Source organism: Achromobacter sp. Bel (genome assembly GCF_012928505.1).
Lineage (GTDB): Bacteria > Pseudomonadota > Gammaproteobacteria > Burkholderiales > Burkholderiaceae_B > Achromobacter.
Genome location: NZ_JABBJN010000044.1, coordinates 1 through 19,818, shown reverse-complemented (window position 1 = coordinate 19,818; position 19,818 = coordinate 1). Strand labels below are relative to the sequence as shown.

Here is a 19,818-nt window from a genome sequence, read left to right as displayed (position 1 = left end):
GGGGTTACGGACCGATTTTTCAATGCGCAATATCAGGCGGCGGCAAGCGTGCATAATGATCGGCTGCCCCTTTCCGGGGCGTGGTCGGCAGCTGCGCCGGCCCGGATCCATCCACAGGAAACCGATCGTGCTGGAAATCATTGACGTCGACTTCTCCCACCCGGAACACGGCCGCCAGGTGTTGGCCATGCTGAACGAATACGCCAGCGGCCCCATGGGCGGCAATTCGCCCCTGCCCGCCTTCGCGCAGCAAAACCTGATCGCCGAACTGGCCCGCCGTCCGACCGCCCATGCCCTGTTGGCCCGCGTCGATGGGCAGCCCGCCGGCGTGGCGATCTACCTGGAAGGCTTCTCCACCTTTGCCTGCCGGCCGCTGATCAACCTGCATGACCTGGGCGTGTCGCCCCGATTCCAGGGCCAGGGGGTCGGCAAACAGCTGCTGAACGCGCTGGAAGAGCGAGCCCGCCAGATGGGCTGCTGCAAGATCACGCTGGAGGTGCTGGAAGGCAACGACGTGGCCCAGGGGCTGTACCGCAAACTGGGCTTCGAGGGCTATGCGCTGGACGACACCACCGGCCGCGCGATGTTCTGGCAAAAGAAACTGGTAGCCTGATTGGCGTAGTATCTGATTTTTTCCGGACGGTCCTCCCTGAAACCGCCGCCCGGCCTCCACCGCAGGATTCACGATGAAGATGAGCAACATCCCCTTCGGCACCACGGACTGGTCCGAGGTGGAACGTACCGAACACGCTGGCGACACCGGCATGGCCTACTGGCGCACCCGCCAATTCGGCGATCTGCGGGTCCGCATGGTGGAATACACCGCCGGCTACCTGGCCGACCACTGGTGCAGCAAGGGTCACATCCTGTTCTGCCTGGAGGGCGAACTGCACACCGAGCTGGAAGACGGCCGGCAGTTCGTCCTGACCCCGGGCATGAGCTATCAGGTGGCCGACCAGGCCGAGCCGCACCGCTCGTCCACGACCACGGGCGCCAAGCTCTTCATCGTCGACTGACGCGCCGGCGCGACACGCAAAATTGCAATTGCGTTACGCTTTGCGATCCATGCGACGCCGCGCCACCCGCCGGTTCCGCACCGACAACCGCGACCCCGCCTGACCGGAGACAAGATTTGGGCGCCCCGATTACGCTTTACGTCGATTCCCTGTTTCTCAGCCCTTACGCCATGTCGGCCTATGTGGCGCTGACTGAGAAGAAATTGCCCTTCGAGGTGCGCCCGATCGATCTGGAAGCGGGCGAGCAGCGGATGCAGCCGTACCTGTGCCGTGCGCTGACGGCGCGCGTGCCGGCGCTGACGCACGACGGCTTCAACCTGACCGAATCCAGCGTCATTGCCGAATACCTGGAGGACGTGTTTCCCGCGCCCGGGCATGCCGCGCTGTATCCCCAGGGCCCGCGCGAACGCGCCCGCGCCCGCCAGTTGCAGGCCTGGCTGCGCAGCGACCTGGCTGCGCTGCGCCAGGAACGCCCCACCGAAACGGTGTTCTACGGCGCCGCTGGCCAGCCGCTGTCCGACGCCGCGCACGCCGCCTCGGCCAAGCTGATCCAGGTGGCCAGCTACCTGATCGGGGTAGACCAGACGTCCTTGTTCGACGAATGGTGCATCGCCGACCTGGACCTGGCGGTCATGCTCAAACGCCTGGCCCTGGACGACCTGCCCGACCCGCTGCGCGCCTACGCCGACGTCCAATGGCAACGGCCCTCTGTCCAGAAATGGCTGGAGCACAACGCCGCGGCGCGCGCCTGACTCGTCCGGAGCCGCGTGGAAGCCGTCTGCCACCGCGCGAATTGACGCCTGCCGCCACGCAACGTTCTTGCAAGATTGGCAACAAAGCTGAAAGAAGGGACAGTTAGCCCCTAATTTGACCGGCATCAACCCCTTTCATGTTGCGATGCAGCATTCGATGCGGTGTAATGGGGAGGTCAACTCGGCCGGTTCCACTCGGGATCGGCCCGGCGGCCTTCCGCCGTCGGGAGCAACTTACAGGAGATCGCCATGGCCGGATCCGGCAACGATCGCGTCCCCACCCCGTCCTTCTTCAACCCCTGGACGGCCGCCTACGAATATGCCGTGGATGCCTGGCAGCGAGGCGTGCTCTACGCAGACGTGCTGCGCCAGCGCGGCAACCAGTACCACGAACACATGGCCAAGCGCGCGCCCAACGTGCTCAGCATGGAATTCGAGCTGGTCCTGGATGGCCGCGAATTGCCGCGCCCCGTGAACTACGGGCTGTTGCGCATCAAGCCGCCGGCAGACGTGGAAACCGATCCGATCAAGCGCCCCTTCCTGGTGGTCGACCCGCGCGCGGGCCATGGCCCGGGCATCGGCGGCTTCAAGCCCGAAAGCGAAATCGGCGTAGCGGTGCGCGCCGGCCATCCCTGCTACTTCGCGACCTTCCTGCCCCAGCCCGTGCCCGAGCAGACCGTCGAAGACGTGATGATGGCCGAAGCGCGCTTCCTGGAAGAGATCATCGCGCGGCACCCCGACGCGGAGGGCAAGCCGGTCGTGGTGGCCAACTGCCAGGCAGGCTGGCAGATCATGATGACCGCCGCCATCCGCCCTGAATTGTTCGGTCCCATCATCGTGGCAGGCGCCCCGCTGTCCTATTGGGCAGGCTGGCGCGGCATGAATCCGATGCGCTATGCCGGTGGCCTGCTGGGCGGCAGCTGGCTCACGGCGATGACCAGCGACCTGGGCAACGGCAAATTCGACGGCGCCTGGCTGGTGCAGAACTTCGAAAACCTGAATCCCGCCAACACCTTGTGGTCCAAGCAGTACAACCTGTACTCCAAGGTGGACACCGAAGCCGACCGCTACCTGAGCTTCGAGAAATGGTGGGGCGGCCATGTGTTCCTGAACGGCCCCGAAATCCAGTACATCGTGGACAACCTGTTCGTGGGGAACCGGCTGGCCACGGCGGGGCTCGTGACCTCCGACGGCATCCGCATCGACCTGCGCAACATCCGGTCGCCGATCGTGGTGTTCTGCTCGAAGGGCGACAACATCACGCCGCCGCCGCAGGCGCTGGGCTGGATCCCCGACCTGTACCAGAACGAAGCCGAAGTGCTGGCGCACGGCCAGACGATCGTCTACGCCGTGCACGAAAGCATCGGCCACCTGGGCATTTTCGTGTCCGGCAGCGTGGCCCGCAAAGAACACCAGGAGTTCACGTCGAACATCGACATGATCGACGTGCTGCCCCCGGGCATCTACGAGGCCGAGATCGTCGACAAGACGCCCGACACCCCCAACGCGGATCTGGCTTTCGGCAACTACGTGCTGTCGTTCGAACAGCGCAAGCTGGACGACGTGCGCGCCATCGTCGACCGCAAGGAAGAGGACGACCGCCGCTTCGCCGCCGTGGCCCGCATCTCGGACATCAACCTGGGCATGTACCGCAGCTTCATGCAGCCGTGGCTGCGCGCGATGGTGACTCCGCAGTTCGCGGAATGGAGCCAGCGCCTGCATCCGCTGCGCCTGCCCTATGAACTGATTTCGGACCGCAACCCGGTCATCGCGCCCATCGCCAAGATCGCCGAGCAGGTGCGCGAACAGCGCCAGCCGATCTCGCCTTCCAATCCTTTCCTGATGGCGCAGGAGATGTTCTCGAACTGGGTCGAGACCAGCCTGAACATCTGGCAGGAACTGCGCGACTCGGCCGACGAACGCACGTTCATGGGCGTCTACGGTTCGCCGCTGGTGCAGGACCTGGCCGGCCTGGGCGCCAAATCCGGCCCGCCGCGCAAGCATCCGGGCGTTTCGCCCGAACACCGCCGCTTCATGGAAGACCGCGCCGCCGAACTGCGTTCGATGGTGCAGGAAGGCGGTTTGCGCGTGGCCGCCATCCGCATGCTGCTGTATGTGTCCGGCGCTGAAGGCGGCCTGGACGAGCGTAGCTTTGCGCTGATCCGCAAGATGCGCGCCGAATCCGACAACGCGTTGACCTTGCAGGAGTTCAAGGACCTGACCCGCGATCAGGCCCTGATCCTGACGCTGGATTCGGACGCCGCCCTGCTGGCCATGCCGCACCTGCTGGAAGACTCGCCGGCCCCGGCGATCCGCGACGCGCTGGAAACGATGAAGCGCGTGCTGGAAGCGGCCGAACCGCTCAGCCCGGCCGCCCGCCAAAGCCTGGACGAGATGGAACGCATCTTCGTGGCGGCAGAGCGCCGCGCGCAGAAGCGCAATCCAGCGTCGGCACCGGCCAAACTGCCAGCGCCGTCCGTCGTCCCCGCGCCTTCCGTGCCGGCCTTGAAACTGGTCAAGGCCGCCGCTGACGTCCCCGCCAAGAAGGCCCAGCCACACCCTGCCGCAGCCCAATCGGCGGCAGCGGAGGTGGCCGAAGACGCTGCGCCGAAGGCTGCCGCCAAGGCCCCGCCAAAGCGGACGGCCAAATCGGCAAGCAAGCCGGCGACGACGACCGTGGCTAAAACCGCCACCAAGAGCGCCACTAAGACCGCTGCTAAAGCCGCCGCGGGGTCTGCCACGGGGTCTGCCACAAAGACTGCCACCAAGGCCGCGGCCAAGACCGCCACGGCATCCCCTGCGAAACGTGCCACCAAGACCGCAGCCCGTCAATCCGCCAAGGCCAAGACCGCATGACCCTGCCCACTTCCACGCATTACGACAAGCTCATCGCCCGCGCCCAGACGCTGGAACCGGCCTTCTGCGCCATCGCCCATCCGTGCGACGAGCCCTCGCTGTCGGCCGCGCTGGAAGCACGCGACCTGGGGCTGCTGCATCCCATCCTGGTGGGCCCGGAAAAGAAGATCCGCGACACGGCCGCCCAGTTCAACCTGAACCTGGGCGACGCCCGCATCGTGGACGTGCCGCACAGCCATGCGGCCGCCGAAACCGCCGTGGCGATGGTGCGCAACGGCGAGGCCACCCTGCTGATGAAGGGCAGCCTGCACACCGATGAATTGATGCACGAAGTGGTCGCGCGCACGACCGGCCTGCGCAGCGGCCGACGCATCAGCCATGTGTTCATCATGGAAGTGCCTACCTACGCCGAGCCGCTTTTCATCACCGATGCGGCCATCAACATCTTCCCCGACCTGGAAACCAAGGCGGACATCATCCGCAACGTGATCGACCTGCATCACGGCCTGGGCCTGGGCGAACCGCGCGTGGCGATCCTGTCGGCCGTCGAGCAGGTCACGCCCAACATCCCCAGCACCATCGAAGCCGCCGCGCTGTGCAAGATGGCCGACCGCGGCCAGATCGCCGGCGGCCTGCTGGACGGCCCGCTGGCGCTGGACAACGCGATCAGCCCGGACGCCGCCCGCATCAAGGGCATCCGGTCCCCGGTGGCCGGCGTGGCCCAGGTGCTTGTCGTGCCCGACCTGGAGGCCGGCAACATGCTAGCCAAGAACCTCACCTTCCTGGCCAATGCGGAGGCGGCAGGCATCGTGCTGGGCGCCCGCGTGCCCATCATCCTGACCAGCCGCGCCGACAGCCCGCGTTCGCGGCTGGCGTCCTGCGCGGTGGCGGCCATCTACGCCCACCACCTGAGCCAGCTGGCGGCCCGCCCGCTGGCGTGACGCGCGTCCCGACACGACCGGATCCCAGAGCCATGAGCGACACCATCCTCGTCATCAACGCCGGCAGTTCCAGCATCAAGTTCTACCTGTACGACATCGACGGCAATCAGGAGCTGGCGCCGCGCCTGGGCGGCCAGCTTGAAGGCATCGGCACGTCGCATCCGAAACTGCGCGTGCGCGACGCCGCGGGCCAGACTCTGGTGGAACGCGACATCGCGCCCAGCCACGCGCCCGACGTGCGCAACGCGCAGGAGGTCGTCGGCACCTGGCTGAGCGGACACCTGGGCGGCGCGCCGCTGGCGGTGGGGCACCGCGTCGTGCACGGCGGCCCCGACCTGTCCGAACCCGTCCTGATCGACGACGCCATTCTGGCCAAGCTGGACACCTTTACCCCGCTGGCGCCGCTGCACCAGCCCAACAACCTGGCGCCCATCCGCGTCATCCGCGAACGCCGGCCATGGATTCCGCAGGTCGCCTGCTTCGACACCGCGTTCCACCGCAGCCATTCCGACGTGGCCGACCGCTACGCGCTGCCCGAATCGCTGTATCAGGAAGGCGTTCGCCGCTACGGCTTCCACGGCCTGTCCTACGAGTACATCGCGCAGCGGCTGCGCCAGGCCCTGCCGGAACTCGCGATGGGCAAGGTCATCGCCGCGCACCTCGGCTCGGGCGTTTCCGCCTGCGCCATGTCCGAAGGCAAGAGCGTGGACAGCACCATGGGCTTTACCGCGCTGGAAGGCCTGCCCATGGGTACGCGGCCCGGCCGGCTGGACGCGGGCGTGGTGCTGTGGATGATGGAACGCGGCATGGACCACGACCAGATCGAACACCTGCTCTATCACGACTGCGGCATGAAAGGCCTGTCGGGCGTCAGCAACGACATGCGCGAACTGCTGGCCAGCGACGCGCCGTCGGCCCAACTGGCGCTGAAGTATTTCGCCTGGCGCGTGGCCGAAGGCATGATCGGCATGGGCTGCGCCATGAATGGCATCGACGGCATCGTCTTCACCGCCGGCGTGGGCGAAAATTCGGCCCAGATCCGCCAGGCAGTGGCCGACCATTGGGGCTGGCTGGGCATCAAGCTGGACCCCGAACGCAACTCCCACCACGGGCCGCGCATCTCCAGCGACGACAGCCGCATCGGCGTGTATGTGATCCGCACGAACGAAGAACTGATCATCGCCCAGCACACGCTGGCCCTGGTGCGGCAACGATGAGCGCGCACCTTCCGCTGGCCGGCAAGCGCGGCCTGGTCACGGGCATCGCCAACGCGGACCCCATCGCCTGGGGATGCGCCAAGGCGTTCCGCGCCATGGGCGCCGAACTGGCCGTGACCTACCTGAACGACAAGGCGCTGCCGCATGTGGAGCCGTTGGCTCGGCAAGTGGACGCGTCGCTGCTGATGCCCTTGAACCTGCTGAACGACGGTGAACTCGAAGCCGTGTTCGGCCGTATCACGGACGCATGGGGCGGGCTGGACTTCGTGCTGCACTCGATCGCTTTCGCGCCGCGCGACGATCTGCGCGGCCGCGTGACGGACTGCTCTCGCGAGGGGTTCTTGCAGGCGATGGACGTGTCCTGCTGGTCGTTCATCCGCATGGCGAAACTTGCCGAGCCGCTGATGGCCAATGGTGGCGCCCTCTTCTGCATGAGCTATTACGGCTCGCAGATGGTCGTGGAGCACTACAACATGATGGGGCCGGTCAAGGCCGCGCTGGAATCCGCCACCCGCTATCTGGCTGCGGAACTGGGCCCGCAAGGCATCCGCGTGCACGCGATATCGCCCGGCCCCTTGAAAACGCGGGCAGCCTCCGGCATCGCCGAATTCGATGCCCTGCTGGACCGCGCCCAATCGAAGGCGCCCGCGCGCAGCCTGGTGTCGATCGACGACGTGGGTGAAGCCACCGCCTGGCTGGCCACCGACGCCGCGCGGCGCATGACCGGGCAGACGCTGTATATCGACGGCGGCTATCACATCATCGATTGACCTTATCGGTCGGGGCGTGCGCAAGGCGCCTGACGGCGCCAGCGGTCTAGGCCAGGGTGGCCGGCGCCCCCTGGCGCCAGCGCTCGACGGCTTCCACCGCCTGTTCGGGGCTGCCGAAGATCTTGTCGCGGCCGATCTTCTTGACCAGCCCCGAGCGCTCAAGCGCCATGCGGAACTGCCCGTGACCGCCCGCGACCAGCAGCGTGATGTTGCGGTCGTCCAGTTCGCGCTTCAGTTCGTACAGCGCCTCGACGGCATCCGCGTCCGCCTGTGTCATCGCTTCGGCGTCCAGCACGAACCATTGCACGTCCGACGCTTGTTCCATGACCTCGCGCGCCCGGCGGCGAAAGGCGTCGGCGTTGAAGAACCAGACCGACGATTCGAATAGCCAGACGACGATGCCCGGCACCGGTTGCGCGTCGGGGTTCAGGTGCAGCTTGCCCAGCACCGATTCGCCCGGCAACCGGCCCAGCAGCGCATCGCGCGGATTGCCCGACACGTACATCGCGTACAGCAAGGTCGCGCCCACCGACACGGCCACGCCCTGCAGCACGCCGAAACCCACCACGCCGCCTGCGGCCAGGATACCGAACGCCAATTCGACGCGCGAAATGCGGGCCAGGCGCATGAAGGCCTTGGCGTCGAACAGGCTGGCCGCCGCCAGCAGCAAGATGGCCGACAGCACGGCCTGCGGCAGCCAGTACAACGGCGCGCTCAGCAGGCCCACCACGATCGCCAGCGCAAGCGCCGCGCTGACGCTGACCAGCGGCGACGAACCGCCCGCCACCAGCCCCACCGCGGTACGCGAGTCCGCGCCCGTCACGACAAAACCCTGGAACAGGCCCGCCGCCACATTGGCCGCGCCGAATCCCACCAGTTCGCGGTTGGGGTCGACGTGTTCGCCCGTGCGCGCCGCGAAGCTGCGCGCGGTGACGATGCCGCTGGAAAAACTGACCACCAGCACGCCGGCCGCGCCCAGCAGGATGCTGTCCACGCCTTCCAGCCGCACGGGCAGGCTCAACCCCGGCAAACCGGCGGGCACCTCGCCCACCACCGCGATACCCAGGCTGGGGAAATCGAAGATCCACGACAGCAGGCAGCCACCAACCACCAGCAGGATCGGGCCTGGCCACGTGGGGCGCCAGCGCTTCACGGCCACCAGCAGCAGGCAAGACGCCAGCCCCAGGCACAGGGTTGGGATCTGGATCTCTTGCAGGCGGCGCCCCAGTTCCAGAAAAGGATGGATCAGGCCGCTATTGCGCAGGCCCACGCCCGTCAACCCGCTTAGCTGCGACAGCGCCAACGTGATGGCCACGCCGGCCATGTAGCCGATCAGCACGGGCCGCGACAGCAGGTTGGCCAACACGCCCAGCCGCAGCACGCGGGCGATCAGGCATCCCACGCCTACGGTCAGTGCGATGCCGGTCGCGGCCACCAGCCGCTCTTCGGGTGAATGCAGCGCCATGCCCGTCAAGGTGGCGGCGATCAGCGTGCACGTGGCGGTGTCCGGCCCCACGATCAGCGTGCGCGATGAACCGAACAGCGCATAGCCCAGCATGCCGGCAATGGCGGCCCACAGGCCGGCGACCGGCGGCACACCCATCATCGCCGCGTAGGCCAAGCCTACCGGCAAGGCAACCGCCGCCACGCTCAGGCCCGCCATGACGTCGCGCCGCGCCGACTCCCGGGTGATGCCGCGGAAATTATTCAGGCCAGGGAAAAGACGTAGATTCATGGTGCTGCAAACCGACCTGATCAAAGGATTTCCGCCGGGTGCGGAAGATTCGCCAAGCCTACACCAAGGCCAGTCTTCTGAAACCGTCCTGGATCAAACGCCTGCCGCTTTTCATTCCCTTTAAGAATGAAGATTGGTGATTATTTATCCCTTTAGTGACGCCACCAGATTGCGTAGAGTCCTCCGCATAAGAAAAGCGGCCTTGCGCCGTGCCTGCACATCGACACGGCCTGCCACGGCGCCCCAAGCGACGCGGACACAAGGGCCGGCACTTCTGGAGACTCCATGTCCTTCGCCATTCTGCGGCGCGCCAGCCGCGCGTTCGTCCTGGCCGCGCTTGCCGCGGGCATCGCCCCCGCCGTCCACGCGCAAACCTATCCCGAGCGCCCCATCAAGCTAGTCGTGCCATGGCCGCCCGGGGGCGCAACGGACGCGCTGGGGCGGTTGCTCGCGCAGCGTCTGACCGAACGTCTGGGCCAGACCGTGATCGTGGACAACAAGGCCGGCGCGGGCGGCAATATCGGCACGGCCGCGTTCGTGCGTGAAAAGGCCGACGGCTATACGCTGCTGATGGCCACCAGTTCCACCAATGCCGCCAACCCGCACCTGTATTCACGGTTGGGCTTCGACGCGGCGAAAGACTTCGCGCCGATCGCCTTCGTCGCCGAAATTCCGAACATCCTGGAAGTGCCCAAGCAGTCCCCCTTCAAGTCAGTGGGGGATCTGGTAGCCGCCGCAAAGGCTGAGCCCGGCAAACTGAACTACGGCTCGGGTGGCGTAGGCTCGTCGCAGCACTTGGCAGGCGCGATGTTCAAGTACCTGACGGGCGCGGACATTCTGCACATCCCGTACAAGGGCAGCGGCCCCGCCGTGTCCGATCTGTTGGCGGGCCAGGTGGACATGATGCTGGACACGGGATCGCTGGCCCAGGTTCAGGCCGGCGCCCTGCGCGCATTGGCAGTGGCATCGCGCCAGCGCCTGCCGGCACTGCCGGACGTGCCTACCTTCGACGAGGCCGGCGTGCCCAAGATGTACGCGTCGGCCTGGTACGGCATCGTCGCCCCCGCCGGCACCCCGGCGGACGTGGTGCAGCGCCTGAACCAGGAAGTCAACGCGGTGGTCGCCGACCCGGAAGTGAAGAAGCGGATGGAAGGCATGGGCGCGCTGGTGCCGGCAGGCCAGACACCCGCCGAATTCGGCGCCTTCATCCAGGCGGAGATCACGCGGTATGCAGAGATCGTGAAGATCTCGGGCGCCAAGATGGAATAGCGCTCTGGCAGAGGCAGCCGTGGGGTCGATATCAGCAACACCGAATGGCGCGCAGCGCACCCCCACCGCAAAAATAACCGCCCCGCCGCCCCGCCGCCGGGCTGTCCCAAGGTGGGGCAGCCCCCTTGGGGGGCAGCTAGCCCGCAACGCGGGCGCGGCGTGGGGGCATCCTCCTTGCCGTCCCAAGGCGGGCGCGGCGTGGGAGCGCTCTACCCCGCGCGAGCTTCCAGCACGGCCACTGCCGGCAGGGTCTTGCCTTCCAGGAATTCCAGGAATGCGCCGCCGCCCGTCGAGATGTAGCCGACCTGTTCGCCGATGCCGTACTTGGCGATAGCGGCCAGCGTGTCGCCGCCGCCGGCGATCGAAAAGCCGTCCGATTCCGCGATGGCGCGCGCCACCACTTCGGTGCCGTTGGCGAACTGGTCGAACTCGAACACGCCCACGGGGCCGTTCCAGACGATGGTGCCCGCCTTCTTCAGGATCTCGGCCAACTGCGCCGCGGTCTGCGGGCCGATGTCCAGGATCATGTCGTCGTCGGCCACGTCGGTCGCGGCCTTGACGGTGGCTTCGGCATCCGCGCCGAACGCCTTCGCGCACACCACGTCGACCGGAATCGGCACGGCGGCGCCGCGCTGCTTCATGATGTCGATCACGGCGCGCGCCTGATCCACCTGGTCGGGCTCGGCCAGCGACTTGCCGATGGACAGGCCGGCGGCCAGCATGAACGTATTGGCGATGCCGCCGCCCACGACCAGTTGGTCGACCTTGTCGGCCAGCGATTGCAGGATGGACAGCTTGGTCGACACCTTGGAGCCGCCGACGATGGCGACCAACGGCCGCTTGGGCTCGTGCAGCGCACGGCCCAGGGCGTCCAGCTCGGCCTCGAGCAACGGGCCGGCGCAGGCGATCGGCGCAAAGCGCGCGATGCCGTGGGTCGTGGCTTCCGCGCGGTGGGCGGTACCGAACGCGTCGTTGACGTAGACGTCGCACAGCGCAGCCATCTTCTTCGCCAGCGTTTCATCGTCTTTCTTTTCGCCGACGTTCACGCGGCAGTTTTCCAGCAGCACGACCTGACCGTGATCCACCTGGACGCCGTCGACCCAGTCGCGCACCAGCTGGACGGGCATGCCCAGCAGTTCGGACAGGCGCTGGCCGACCTTGGCCAGCGAGTCGGCCTCGGTCAGCACGCCTTCTTTCGGGCGGCCCAGGTGCGACGTGACCATCACGGCAGCGCCGGCGTCCAGCGCCAGGCGGATGCCGGGCACCGAGGCGCGGATGCGCGTGTCTTCGGAAATGCGGCCGGCGTCGTCGAACGGCACGTTCAAGTCGGCGCGGATGAACACACGCTTGCCAGACAGGGCGCCGGACTTCGCCAGCGCGGACAGGGTATTGACCTTGGACATATTTGAATTCCTACGATAGGCGAACAAAGGGGACGAACCCATTTTCCGCCTTGGCGGAAAACAAATCCGTCCCCTGTGGACTGACCGTGTTGCTTACTTGGCCGACATCAGCGCGACGGTGGTGTCGAGCATGCGGTTCGAGAAGCCCCACTCGTTGTCGTACCAGGACGAGACCTTGACCAGACGGCCCGAGACCTTGGTCAGCGACGCGTCAACGGTGCTGGAGGCCGGGTTGTGGTTGTAGTCCACCGAGACGAGCGGTTCGGTGTTGTAGTCCAGGATGCCCTTCAGCTCGCCTTCCGAGGCGGCCTTCAGGATGTTGTTCACTTCTTCGGCGGTCGTGTCGCGGCTGGCCACGAACGACAGGTCGACCAGCGACACGTTGATGGTCGGGACGCGGATGGCGTAGCCGTCCAGCTTGCCGTTCAGTTCCGGCAGCACCAGGCCCACGGCGGCGGCAGCACCGGTCTTCGTGGGGATCATGCTCATCGTGGCCGAACGCGCGCGGCGCAGGTCTTCGTGGTAGACGTCGGTCAGGACCTGGTCGTTGGTGTAGGCGTGAACGGTCGTCATCAGGCCGTTTTCCAGGCCCAGCTTATCGTTCAGCGGCTTGACCAGCGGGGCCAGGCAGTTGGTCGTGCACGAAGCGTTCGAGATGACGGTGTCGGTCGCCTTCAGCACGCCGTGGTTCACGCCGAACACGATGGTGGCGTCAACATCCTTGCCGCCCGGGGCGGAAATGATGACTTTCTTGGCACCGCCCTTGATGTGCGCGCCGGCCTTTTCCTTGGTCGTGAAGAAGCCCGTGCATTCCAGCACGACGTCGACCTTCAGTTCGCCCCACGGCAGTTCAGCCGGGTTGCGGTTGGCCAGCACGCGGATCTTGTCGCCGTTGACGACCATGAAATCGCCGTCGACTTCCACGGTTCCCGGGAACTTGCCATGGGCCGTGTCGTAGCGCGTCAGGTGCGCGTTCGTCTTGGGATCACCCAAGTCGTTGATGGCGACGATTTCGATATCGTGCTTCTTGCCAGCTTCATAGTGGGCACGCAGGATGTTGCGGCCGATGCGACCGTAACCGTTGATGGCGACGCGAATGGTCATGACTAAGCTCCTTTTTTACAAAACTTGTTTGACGGTCTCGGCCACCTTGTCGGCGGTCAGCCCGAAGAACTTGAACAGCGCGCCGGCCGGAGCGGACTCGCCATAGCGGTCGATGCCGACCACGGCGCCTTCCAGGCCCACGTACTTGTGCCAGAAGGCGGTAACGCCGGCTTCCACCGCCACGCGCGGCAGGCCCTTGGGCAACACGGATTGCTTCCAGGCGGCGTCCTGGCGGTCGAACACGTCGGTGCTGGGCATGGAGACCACGCGCACGGCGACGCCTTCCTTGGCCAGTTGCGCCTGCGCGTCCAGCGCGATGGCGACTTCCGAGCCGGTGGCGATGATGACGGCGCGCGCACCTTCGGCGTCGCGCAGCACATAGCCGCCGCGGGCGATGGCGTCCACGGTGGCGGCGTCGCGCGGCACGAACGGCAGGTTCTGGCGCGACAGCAACAGGGCCGTCGGGCCGCCATCATGCACGTCCATGCCGATGCTGGTCGGGCGCGTCACGGCGGCGTTCCAGGCCACGGCGGTTTCAGCCGTATCGCAAGGACGCCACAAGGACAGGTTGGGGATCAGGCGCAGGCTGGCGGCGTGCTCGATGGATTGGTGGGTCGGACCGTCTTCGCCCAGGCCGATCGAATCGTGGGTGAACACGTGCACGACGCGCTGCTTCATCAGCGCAGCCATGCGGATGGCGTTGCGCGAGTAGTCCGAGAACGTCAGGAACGTGCCGCCGAACGGCAGGTAGCCGCCGTGCAGGGCCACGCCGTTCATGATCGCGGCCATGCCGAATTCGCGCACGCCGTAATTGATGTGGCGGCCGAACTGGATGCCCTTGTCGCCGGCGCGGACGGCGGCGACGCCCTTCCAGTCGGTGAAGTTCGAACCCGTCAGGTCGGCCGAGCCGCCCAGCATTTCCGGCAGCACCGGGGCCAGCGCGGCGATCGCGAACTGCGAGGCCTTGCGGGTGGCGACGGTTTCGGCCTTTTCCAGCGTCGAGGCCAGGAACGCCTTGAACTGGTCGGCATAGCCCTCGGGCATGTCGCCCTTCATGCGGCGCGTGAACTCGGCCGCCTCGGCGGGGAATTCGGCGGCGTAGGCGTTGAACGCGGATTGCCATTCGGCCTGGGCCGAAGCACCCGACTGGCGGCCGTCCCAGCCGTCGTAGACGGCTTGCGGGATCTGGAACGGCTCAGCCGACCAGCCCAGCGCGGCGCGGGTGGCGGCGATCTCGTCCTTGCCCAGCGGCGCGCCGTGCACGTTGTGCGTGCCGGCCATGTTGGGCGAACCCTTGCCGATCACGGTGCGGCAGATGACCAGCGTCGGCTTTTCCGATTGCGAGCGCGCGGCCTTGATGGCGGCGTCCACGGCGGCGACGTCGTGGCCGTCGACGCCACGGATCACGTTCCAGCCGTAGCCTTCGAAACGCCTGGCGGTGTCGTCGGCGAACCAATGTTCGACGTGGCCGTCAATGGAGATGCCGTTGTCGTCGTACAGCACGACCAGCTTGGAAAGCTTGAGCGTGCCGGCCAGCGAGCACACTTCGTGCGAGATGCCTTCCATCAGGCAGCCGTCGCCGGTGAAGGCGTAGGTGTGGTGGTCGACGATGGTGTGGCCGGGCTTGTTGAATTCAGCGGCCAGCAGCGCTTCGGCCAGCGCCATGCCCACGGCATTGCCCAAGCCCTGGCCCAGCGGGCCGGTGGTGGTTTCCACGCCCGGGGTGATGCCCACTTCGGGGTGGCCCGGCGTCTTGGAATGCAGTTGGCGGAAATTCTTCAGTTCTTCGATCGGCAGATCGTAGCCCGTCAGGTGCAGCAAAGCGTAGATCAACATCGAACCGTGGCCGTTGGACAGCACGAAGCGGTCGCGGTTGGCCCAGGCGGGATCCTTGGGGTTGTGGCGCAGGTTGCCCGTCCACAGGGCCTGGGCGATTTCCGCCATGCCCATGGGAGCACCCGGGTGCCCGGAGTTCGCTTGTTGCACGGCATCCATCGCGAGGGCGCGGATGGCATCCGCCAAGGCAAGTTTAGGGGCGGTCGGATTGCTCATTCGGAAGGCTCTTTGAAGCTGGCGCGCCCACAGGGAATATAGGGGCCAGTTGAGTAGGTTGCGAAGCAGACGATTTTAGCATCAGGGGATTTCCCTCACGCCATCGCCCTTAAGCTGGATGTAAACAGGCGTTTCCCTGGACCGAATATCAGCGTAACTCCCACAATTGCGGGAAAGGGGTCCGACATTCAGGATATCAAGCTGTCGCACCACTTGGATTCCTCTACGATGAACCTCATGCTGAACGTCACCATCCCCATCGAGGGCTTCATGGCCCTGCGCAACGCGATTGGCGAAGAGCGCGCCGTCGTGGTGGCACGTGCGCTGGAGCATGCCCGGATCCAGGGTGAAGCCGAATTGGTTGCCAATATCTACGCAAAATCCGAAGCTTCGCTGAAAGCGGCACAACTCGCCCTTCAGGAACAGATTGCGCAACTGCCCAACCGCGAAGAGCTCAAGCGCTTCGCCACCCACGAAGACCTGTCCGACCTGCGCGCCCACGTCCTGCGCCTGGACAAGAAAATGACGGTGGGCTTCCTGACCCTGCTGGGCCTCAACCTGGCGTCCAGCGCGCCCACGTTCTTCGAATGGGGAATCAAGGTGGTAGGCTACGCGCTCCGCTAACGCTTTTTGCGCCACCCATGTCCGCCCCCCGCTTTTTCTGCGACGCCCCGCTTGCCGCAGGCACCCGCATTGCCCTGCCGGAAGCCCTGGCGCACCACGCCTTGCGTGTGCTGCGCTTGAAGGCCGGTGAATCCGTCATCCTGTTCAACGGCCAGGGCGGCGAATATCCCGCCGTGCTGGAGATCGACGGCAAGGCCGGCTTTGCCCAACTAGGCGATTTCAATCCCCGCGAAGCCGAGTTGGCCGGCCGCATCACGCTGGTCCAAGGCCTGCCCACCGGCGACAAGATGGACTGGGTGGTGGAAAAAGCCGTGGAACTGGGCGCCGCCCGCGTCAGCCCCATCGCGGCGCAGCGCAGCGTGCTGCAGTTGTCGGGCGCGCGGCTGGACAAGCGCGTGGCGCATTGGCAGCGCATCGCCCAATCCGCCGCTGAACAATGCGGCCGCAACCGCTTGATGACTGTCGATACGCCTCAATCGCTGGCCGACTGGCTGGCAGAGCCCGTGGACGGCCTGCGCCTGTTGTGCCACCCCGACGCGGCCGACGACCTGGCCGGCAAGCTTCGGGCCGAACCCGACGTGCAGACGCTCAGCTTGCTGGTGGGCCCAGAGGGGGGATGGTCGGACAAGGAACTGGAGCAGGCGCGCCAGGCGGGCGTGCAGGCCGTGCGCTTTGGCCCCCGGGTGCTGCGCACCGAAACCGCGGGGCTGGCCCTGTTGGCGGCCGTCAGCGCCCTACGGGGCTGGTAACCAGGCATCCTGCCGGGCACGGCGCCCGGCGCAGGCCACGGCCGGGCGTGTCCCAGCCAGCACCGTTCCCGCCGTCAACTTAATCGTTTTCGCCGTAAGGCGCCGCCGCGACGCCAGGCTCGGGATCCGGATGCTTGCCCGCGTGCTCAATGACGAACGCAAAAATGCGGCCATTCTCGCGGGCGAAATCCGCCGCGTCAGAGCAAACGGTCTCGATCAGGGCGGCGTCCTCCTCCAGCACCGGATCGCCGGAATGCAGCCGGTAAAGCCAGAGCACCACGCCGGTCTTGTGGTCCAGCACCGTGTCGCACAGGCAATCGTAGAGGGCATCCAGGTTGCCGCCGAAGTATTCGGGGAAGTCCACCGCCTTGACGATGGCGCGCAGCACCGCCGAACGGCTGCGGGCCGGGTCGCAGTTGGCGACGAACAGCGCCAGGCCGAGCTCATGGGCGGCGTCCACCACGGCCTTCTTGTCCAGCCCTTCATGAGGCAGCGCCCCGCCGCGCAGCAGCTGCTTCTGCAAGGTAGATTGGCCATTGCGCGTCATGCCTGAGCCTCCTTGAAAAAGGCGATCACTTCGTCGTTACGCTGCATCGTATCGGCATAACCCAGTTCGATCAATCGTCGGGTGTAGCTGGATTCGAATAGAAGATAGGACATCAGCGCCCCGCCTCCCGGACGGTGTGGATCGGACGATACACCGAGTACGCGAAAAAGGGCACGAGCTTGCGCAGGCATGTCCTGCAGATGTTCCAACGCCATCGTGTCCAGCGACTGGCTGGGCGTGATCGTCAGCACCTGGATGCGCCTGACATTGACCTGGGCGCCATCCGGCGTCGCATGGTCCATCAGGTAGTTGATGCGCTCCAGGCGCTCGACGTCCACCGACAGCCCGTCCAGGAAGATACTGGACAGCGCATGGCCGCCCACCTGCGCCAGCGAGGGATAGGGCGGTGAGTCGGCGCGGTGTTCGGGGTGGGTATCGTCGCGGAAGCCCGTGCCGATCACCAGCACGCGGTGCGCGCCCAGGTGGATGGCCGGGCTTATCGGGGCCAATTGGCGCATCGAACCGTCGCCGCACCACTCGCCCTTGCCATGCACCTGCACCTGGCGGGCCGGAAAGACAAACGGGATGGACGACGAGGCCATCAGGTGGTCGATGCCGATCGGCGTGGGAATAGCCAGCCGCAGGTAGCGGTGCCAGGGCTCGATGGGCGTGTGGGCCTGGTAGAAAGTCAGGTGCTCGCCGCTGGTGTAGCCCGACGCCGTGATGGCCAGCGCCGACAACGAGCCGCGTTCAAGATTGGCGTGCAGGTTGCGGAAGTCCAGCACCCGGCCCAGCAAGGCCTCCATCGGGCTGTTGTCCAGCAGGGACTGGGGCCGTTTTCGCGTCAGGCCGGAATACATCCAGCCCAGGGCCAGCAGGCCCAGCCAGCGCACGCCCGTGCGGATCAGGCCGGGCGCGTCGGCCCGGTAGATCATGTCGGTGTTCAGCGACGACCACAGGCGCCTGATGCGCCGTACCCCCAGGTGGGGCCGATCGGCGCGGCAGGCCAGCGCAGCCGCGTTGATCGCGCCGGCGGAGGTGCCGCAAATGATGTCGAAGGGGTTCTGGAACCGGGAATGCCAGTCGGGGTCCAGCAGCTCCATGATGGCGCTGAGCACTCCCACCTGATAGGCGGCGCGCGCGCCGCCTCCGGTCAGGACCAGGCCGGTCGGCGTGCGTGGGCACGCTGGGCCGGCCGGACTCACTTCAACGTGGCGTGTTGACATCGACCACAGTCATCGCGGTCATATTGACGATGCGGCGCACGGTCGAGCTGGATGTCAGGATGTGCACCGGCGCATTGCAGCCCAGCAGGAACGGGCCGACTGCCACGTTGCCGCCGGCGGCCGTCTTCAGCAGGTTGTAGGCGATGTTGCCCGAGTCCACGTTCGGGCACACCAGCAGGTTCGCTTCGCCCTTCAACGTGGACGACGGCAGGATGCGCATGCGCAGCGCTTCGTCCAGCGCGCAGTCGCCATGCATTTCGCCGTCGATTTCCAGGTCGGGCGCCTGGTCGCGCACGATCTCCAGGGCGCGGCGCATCTTGGCGCCCGAGGCCGAGCTGCCCGAACCGAAGTTCGACCGCGACAGCAGCGCCACCTTCGGCGCCAGATACATGCGGCGCATTTCGTTGGCGGCGGCGATCGTGAATTCCGCGATCTGCTCGGCCGTGGGCTCGTCATTCACATGCGTGTCCACCAGCACGACCGTGCGCTCGTTGAGCAGCAGGATGTTCATCGCGGCGTACACGTTGTGGCCCGGACGGCGGCCGATCACTTCGTCCACGAAACGCAGGTGGTCGTGATAGGCGCCCACCGATCCGCAGACCATGCCGTCGGCGTCGCCCAGGTGCACCATCATCGCGCCGATCAAGGTCATGCGGCGGCGCATTTCCACACGCGCCATTTCCTTGGTGATGCCGCGGCGGCACATGCGTTCCCAGTACGTCGTCCAGTACTGATGGAAGCGTTCGTCGTATTCCGGGTTGGTCACTTCGACGTCTTCGCCCAGGCGCAGACGCAAGCCCAGCTTTTCGATGCGGGTCAACAGCACCGACGGACGCCCCACCAGGATGGGACGGGCCAGGCCTTCGTCCACCACCACTTGCACGGCGCGCAGCACGCGTTCGTCTTCGCCTTCCGCGAACACGATGCGGGCGGGGCCGCCTTCACGCACGATGCGCTTGGCCGCCGAGAACAGCGGCTTCATGAACGCGCCCGAGTGGTACACGAACTGCTGCAGTTGCTCTTCGTAGGCTTCCAGGTCGGCCAGCGGACGCGTGGCCACGCCGCCGTCCATCGCCGCCTTGGCCACGGCCGGCGCAATGCGCACGATCAGGCGCGGATCGAACGGCTTGGGGATCAGGTATTCGGGCCCGAACGAGATATCGAACGTGCCGTAGGCCGCGGCCACGACTTCGTTCTGCTCTTCCTGCGCCAACTGGGCGATGGCATACACCGCCGCCTTTTCCATTTCGCGCGTGATGGTGGTTGCGCCCACGTCCAGCGCGCCACGGAAGATGTACGGGAAGCACAGCACGTTGTTGACCTGGTTCGGGTAGTCCGAACGGCCCGTGGCCATGACCACGTCGTCACGCACCGAATGCGCCAGCTCGGGCAGGATTTCGGGCGTGGGGTTGGCCAGCGCCAGGATCAGCGGGCGCGGGCCCATCGTGGCGACCATTTCAGGCTTGAGCACGCCACCCGCCGACAGGCCCAGGAACACGTCGGCGTCCTGGATCACTTCGGCCAGCTTGCGGGCTTCCGTCTTTTGCGCGAAGCGTT

General features: G+C 66.4%; 17 protein-coding genes. 10 read left to right on the top strand and 7 right to left on the bottom strand.

The features are described 5' to 3' along the window. The first annotated feature begins 127 nt into the window (after nt 1-127). The 7 genes from HG262_RS22885 (at nt 128) to fabI (ending at nt 7,552) form a co-directional block, all read left to right on the top strand. Nucleotides 128-613, top strand: a complete 486-nt coding sequence (locus tag HG262_RS22885) for a GNAT family N-acetyltransferase (RefSeq protein WP_169273203.1) — start codon at nt 128-130, stop codon at nt 611-613. Nucleotides 614-686: 73 nt separating this feature from the next. Next, on the top strand, nt 687-1,016 hold the full coding sequence (locus HG262_RS22880) for a DHCW motif cupin fold protein (RefSeq protein WP_105559136.1): 330 nt from the start codon (nt 687-689) through the stop codon (nt 1,014-1,016). Between the two features lie 116 nt (nt 1,017-1,132). Then, nucleotides 1,133-1,768: a glutathione transferase gene (gene yfcF, locus HG262_RS22875; protein ID WP_169273202.1), complete on the top strand. Its 636-nt coding sequence runs from the start codon at nt 1,133-1,135 to the stop codon at nt 1,766-1,768. A 249-nt stretch (nt 1,769-2,017) separates the two neighbouring features. Continuing rightward, nucleotides 2,018-4,624 carry a DUF3141 domain-containing protein gene (locus HG262_RS22870; protein ID WP_169273201.1) on the top strand — a complete coding sequence of 869 codons (2,607 nt, stop codon included), beginning with the start codon at nt 2,018-2,020 and terminating at the stop codon, nt 4,622-4,624. Next, entirely contained in the window at nt 4,621-5,565 is a 945-nt protein-coding gene (locus HG262_RS22865; RefSeq protein ID WP_169273200.1) for a phosphate acetyltransferase, read from the top strand. The genes HG262_RS22870 and HG262_RS22865 overlap by 4 nt, the downstream gene beginning before the upstream one ends. Before the next feature lie 32 nt (nt 5,566-5,597). Continuing rightward, entirely contained in the window at nt 5,598-6,782 is a 1,185-nt protein-coding gene (locus HG262_RS22860; RefSeq protein ID WP_169273199.1) for an acetate kinase, read from the top strand. After that, nucleotides 6,779-7,552, top strand: coding sequence for an enoyl-ACP reductase FabI (fabI, locus tag HG262_RS22855; protein ID WP_169273198.1), 774 nt, complete (start codon nt 6,779-6,781; stop codon nt 7,550-7,552). The genes HG262_RS22860 and fabI overlap by 4 nt, the downstream gene beginning before the upstream one ends. Nucleotides 7,553-7,598: 46 nt before the next feature. Here fabI and HG262_RS22850 read toward each other — a convergent pair whose 3' ends face one another. Then, entirely contained in the window at nt 7,599-9,287 is a 1,689-nt protein-coding gene (locus tag HG262_RS22850; RefSeq protein WP_211187701.1) for a SulP family inorganic anion transporter, read from the bottom strand. Between the two features lie 285 nt (nt 9,288-9,572). Between HG262_RS22850 and HG262_RS22845 the strand changes: the two genes are divergently transcribed. Further along, the gene (locus tag HG262_RS22845; protein WP_169273197.1) at nt 9,573-10,556 is read left to right on the top strand and encodes a tripartite tricarboxylate transporter substrate binding protein; all 984 of its coding nucleotides are present in this window, start codon (nt 9,573-9,575) and stop codon (nt 10,554-10,556) included. Between the two features lie 209 nt (nt 10,557-10,765). Here the strand turns inward: HG262_RS22845 and HG262_RS22840 are convergent, their stop codons facing one another. The 3 genes from HG262_RS22840 to tkt form a co-directional block, all read right to left on the bottom strand. Then, a complete protein-coding gene (locus tag HG262_RS22840; protein WP_169273196.1) occupies nt 10,766-11,959 on the bottom strand; it encodes a phosphoglycerate kinase in 1,194 nt (397 codons plus the stop codon). 93 nt (nt 11,960-12,052) lie between these two features. Next, the gene (gene gap, locus HG262_RS22835) at nt 12,053-13,063 is read right to left on the bottom strand and encodes a type I glyceraldehyde-3-phosphate dehydrogenase (protein ID WP_169273195.1); all 1,011 of its coding nucleotides are present in this window, start codon (nt 13,061-13,063) and stop codon (nt 12,053-12,055) included. A gap of 15 nt (nt 13,064-13,078) precedes the next feature. Beyond that, complete coding sequence (gene tkt, locus HG262_RS22830; RefSeq protein WP_169273194.1) at nt 13,079-15,115, bottom strand: transketolase; 2,037 nt, start codon at nt 15,113-15,115, stop codon at nt 13,079-13,081. Nucleotides 15,116-15,343: 228 nt separating this feature from the next. On the opposite strand from tkt, the gene HG262_RS22825 reads away from it, so the two are divergent. After that, a complete protein-coding gene (locus HG262_RS22825) occupies nt 15,344-15,739 on the top strand; it encodes a hypothetical protein (protein WP_169273193.1) in 396 nt (131 codons plus the stop codon). A 17-nt stretch (nt 15,740-15,756) separates the two neighbouring features. After that, nucleotides 15,757-16,488: a 16S rRNA (uracil(1498)-N(3))-methyltransferase gene (locus HG262_RS22820; protein ID WP_169273192.1), complete on the top strand. Its 732-nt coding sequence runs from the start codon at nt 15,757-15,759 to the stop codon at nt 16,486-16,488. Between the two features lie 79 nt (nt 16,489-16,567). Here HG262_RS22820 and HG262_RS22815 read toward each other — a convergent pair whose 3' ends face one another. The 3 genes from HG262_RS22815 to HG262_RS22805 form a co-directional block, all read right to left on the bottom strand. Next, a complete protein-coding gene (locus HG262_RS22815) occupies nt 16,568-17,035 on the bottom strand; it encodes a barstar family protein (RefSeq protein WP_169273191.1) in 468 nt (155 codons plus the stop codon). After that, nucleotides 17,032-18,192 (bottom strand): patatin-like phospholipase family protein, encoded by a 1,161-nt coding sequence (locus tag HG262_RS22810; RefSeq protein WP_169273233.1) that lies wholly within the window; start codon nt 18,190-18,192, stop codon nt 17,032-17,034. The genes HG262_RS22815 and HG262_RS22810 overlap by 4 nt, the downstream gene beginning before the upstream one ends. 49 nt (nt 18,193-18,241) lie before the next feature. Then, the coding region (locus HG262_RS22805; protein ID WP_169273190.1) for a phosphate acyltransferase at nt 18,242-19,818 on the bottom strand (1,577 nt) is incomplete at its 5' end.

Coding starts and splice junctions, on each gene's coding strand:
- HG262_RS22880 (WP_105559136.1), top strand. CDS start 687: ATGAAGATGAGCAACATCCCCTTCGGCACCACGGACTGGTCCGAGGTG.
- HG262_RS22870 (WP_169273201.1), top strand. CDS start 2,018: ATGGCCGGATCCGGCAACGATCGCGTCCCCACCCCGTCCTTCTTCAAC.
- HG262_RS22865 (WP_169273200.1), top strand. CDS start 4,621: ATGACCCTGCCCACTTCCACGCATTACGACAAGCTCATCGCCCGCGCC.
- HG262_RS22860 (WP_169273199.1), top strand. CDS start 5,598: ATGAGCGACACCATCCTCGTCATCAACGCCGGCAGTTCCAGCATCAAG.
- fabI (WP_169273198.1), top strand. CDS start 6,779: ATGAGCGCGCACCTTCCGCTGGCCGGCAAGCGCGGCCTGGTCACGGGC.
- HG262_RS22850 (WP_211187701.1), bottom strand. CDS start 9,287: ATGAATCTACGTCTTTTCCCTGGCCTGAATAATTTCCGCGGCATCACC.
- HG262_RS22845 (WP_169273197.1), top strand. CDS start 9,573: ATGTCCTTCGCCATTCTGCGGCGCGCCAGCCGCGCGTTCGTCCTGGCC.
- HG262_RS22840 (WP_169273196.1), bottom strand. CDS start 11,959: ATGTCCAAGGTCAATACCCTGTCCGCGCTGGCGAAGTCCGGCGCCCTG.
- gap (WP_169273195.1), bottom strand. CDS start 13,063: ATGACCATTCGCGTCGCCATCAACGGTTACGGTCGCATCGGCCGCAAC.
- tkt (WP_169273194.1), bottom strand. CDS start 15,115: ATGAGCAATCCGACCGCCCCTAAACTTGCCTTGGCGGATGCCATCCGC.
- HG262_RS22825 (WP_169273193.1), top strand. CDS start 15,344: ATGAACCTCATGCTGAACGTCACCATCCCCATCGAGGGCTTCATGGCC.
- HG262_RS22820 (WP_169273192.1), top strand. CDS start 15,757: ATGTCCGCCCCCCGCTTTTTCTGCGACGCCCCGCTTGCCGCAGGCACC.
- HG262_RS22815 (WP_169273191.1), bottom strand. CDS start 17,035: ATGACGCGCAATGGCCAATCTACCTTGCAGAAGCAGCTGCTGCGCGGC.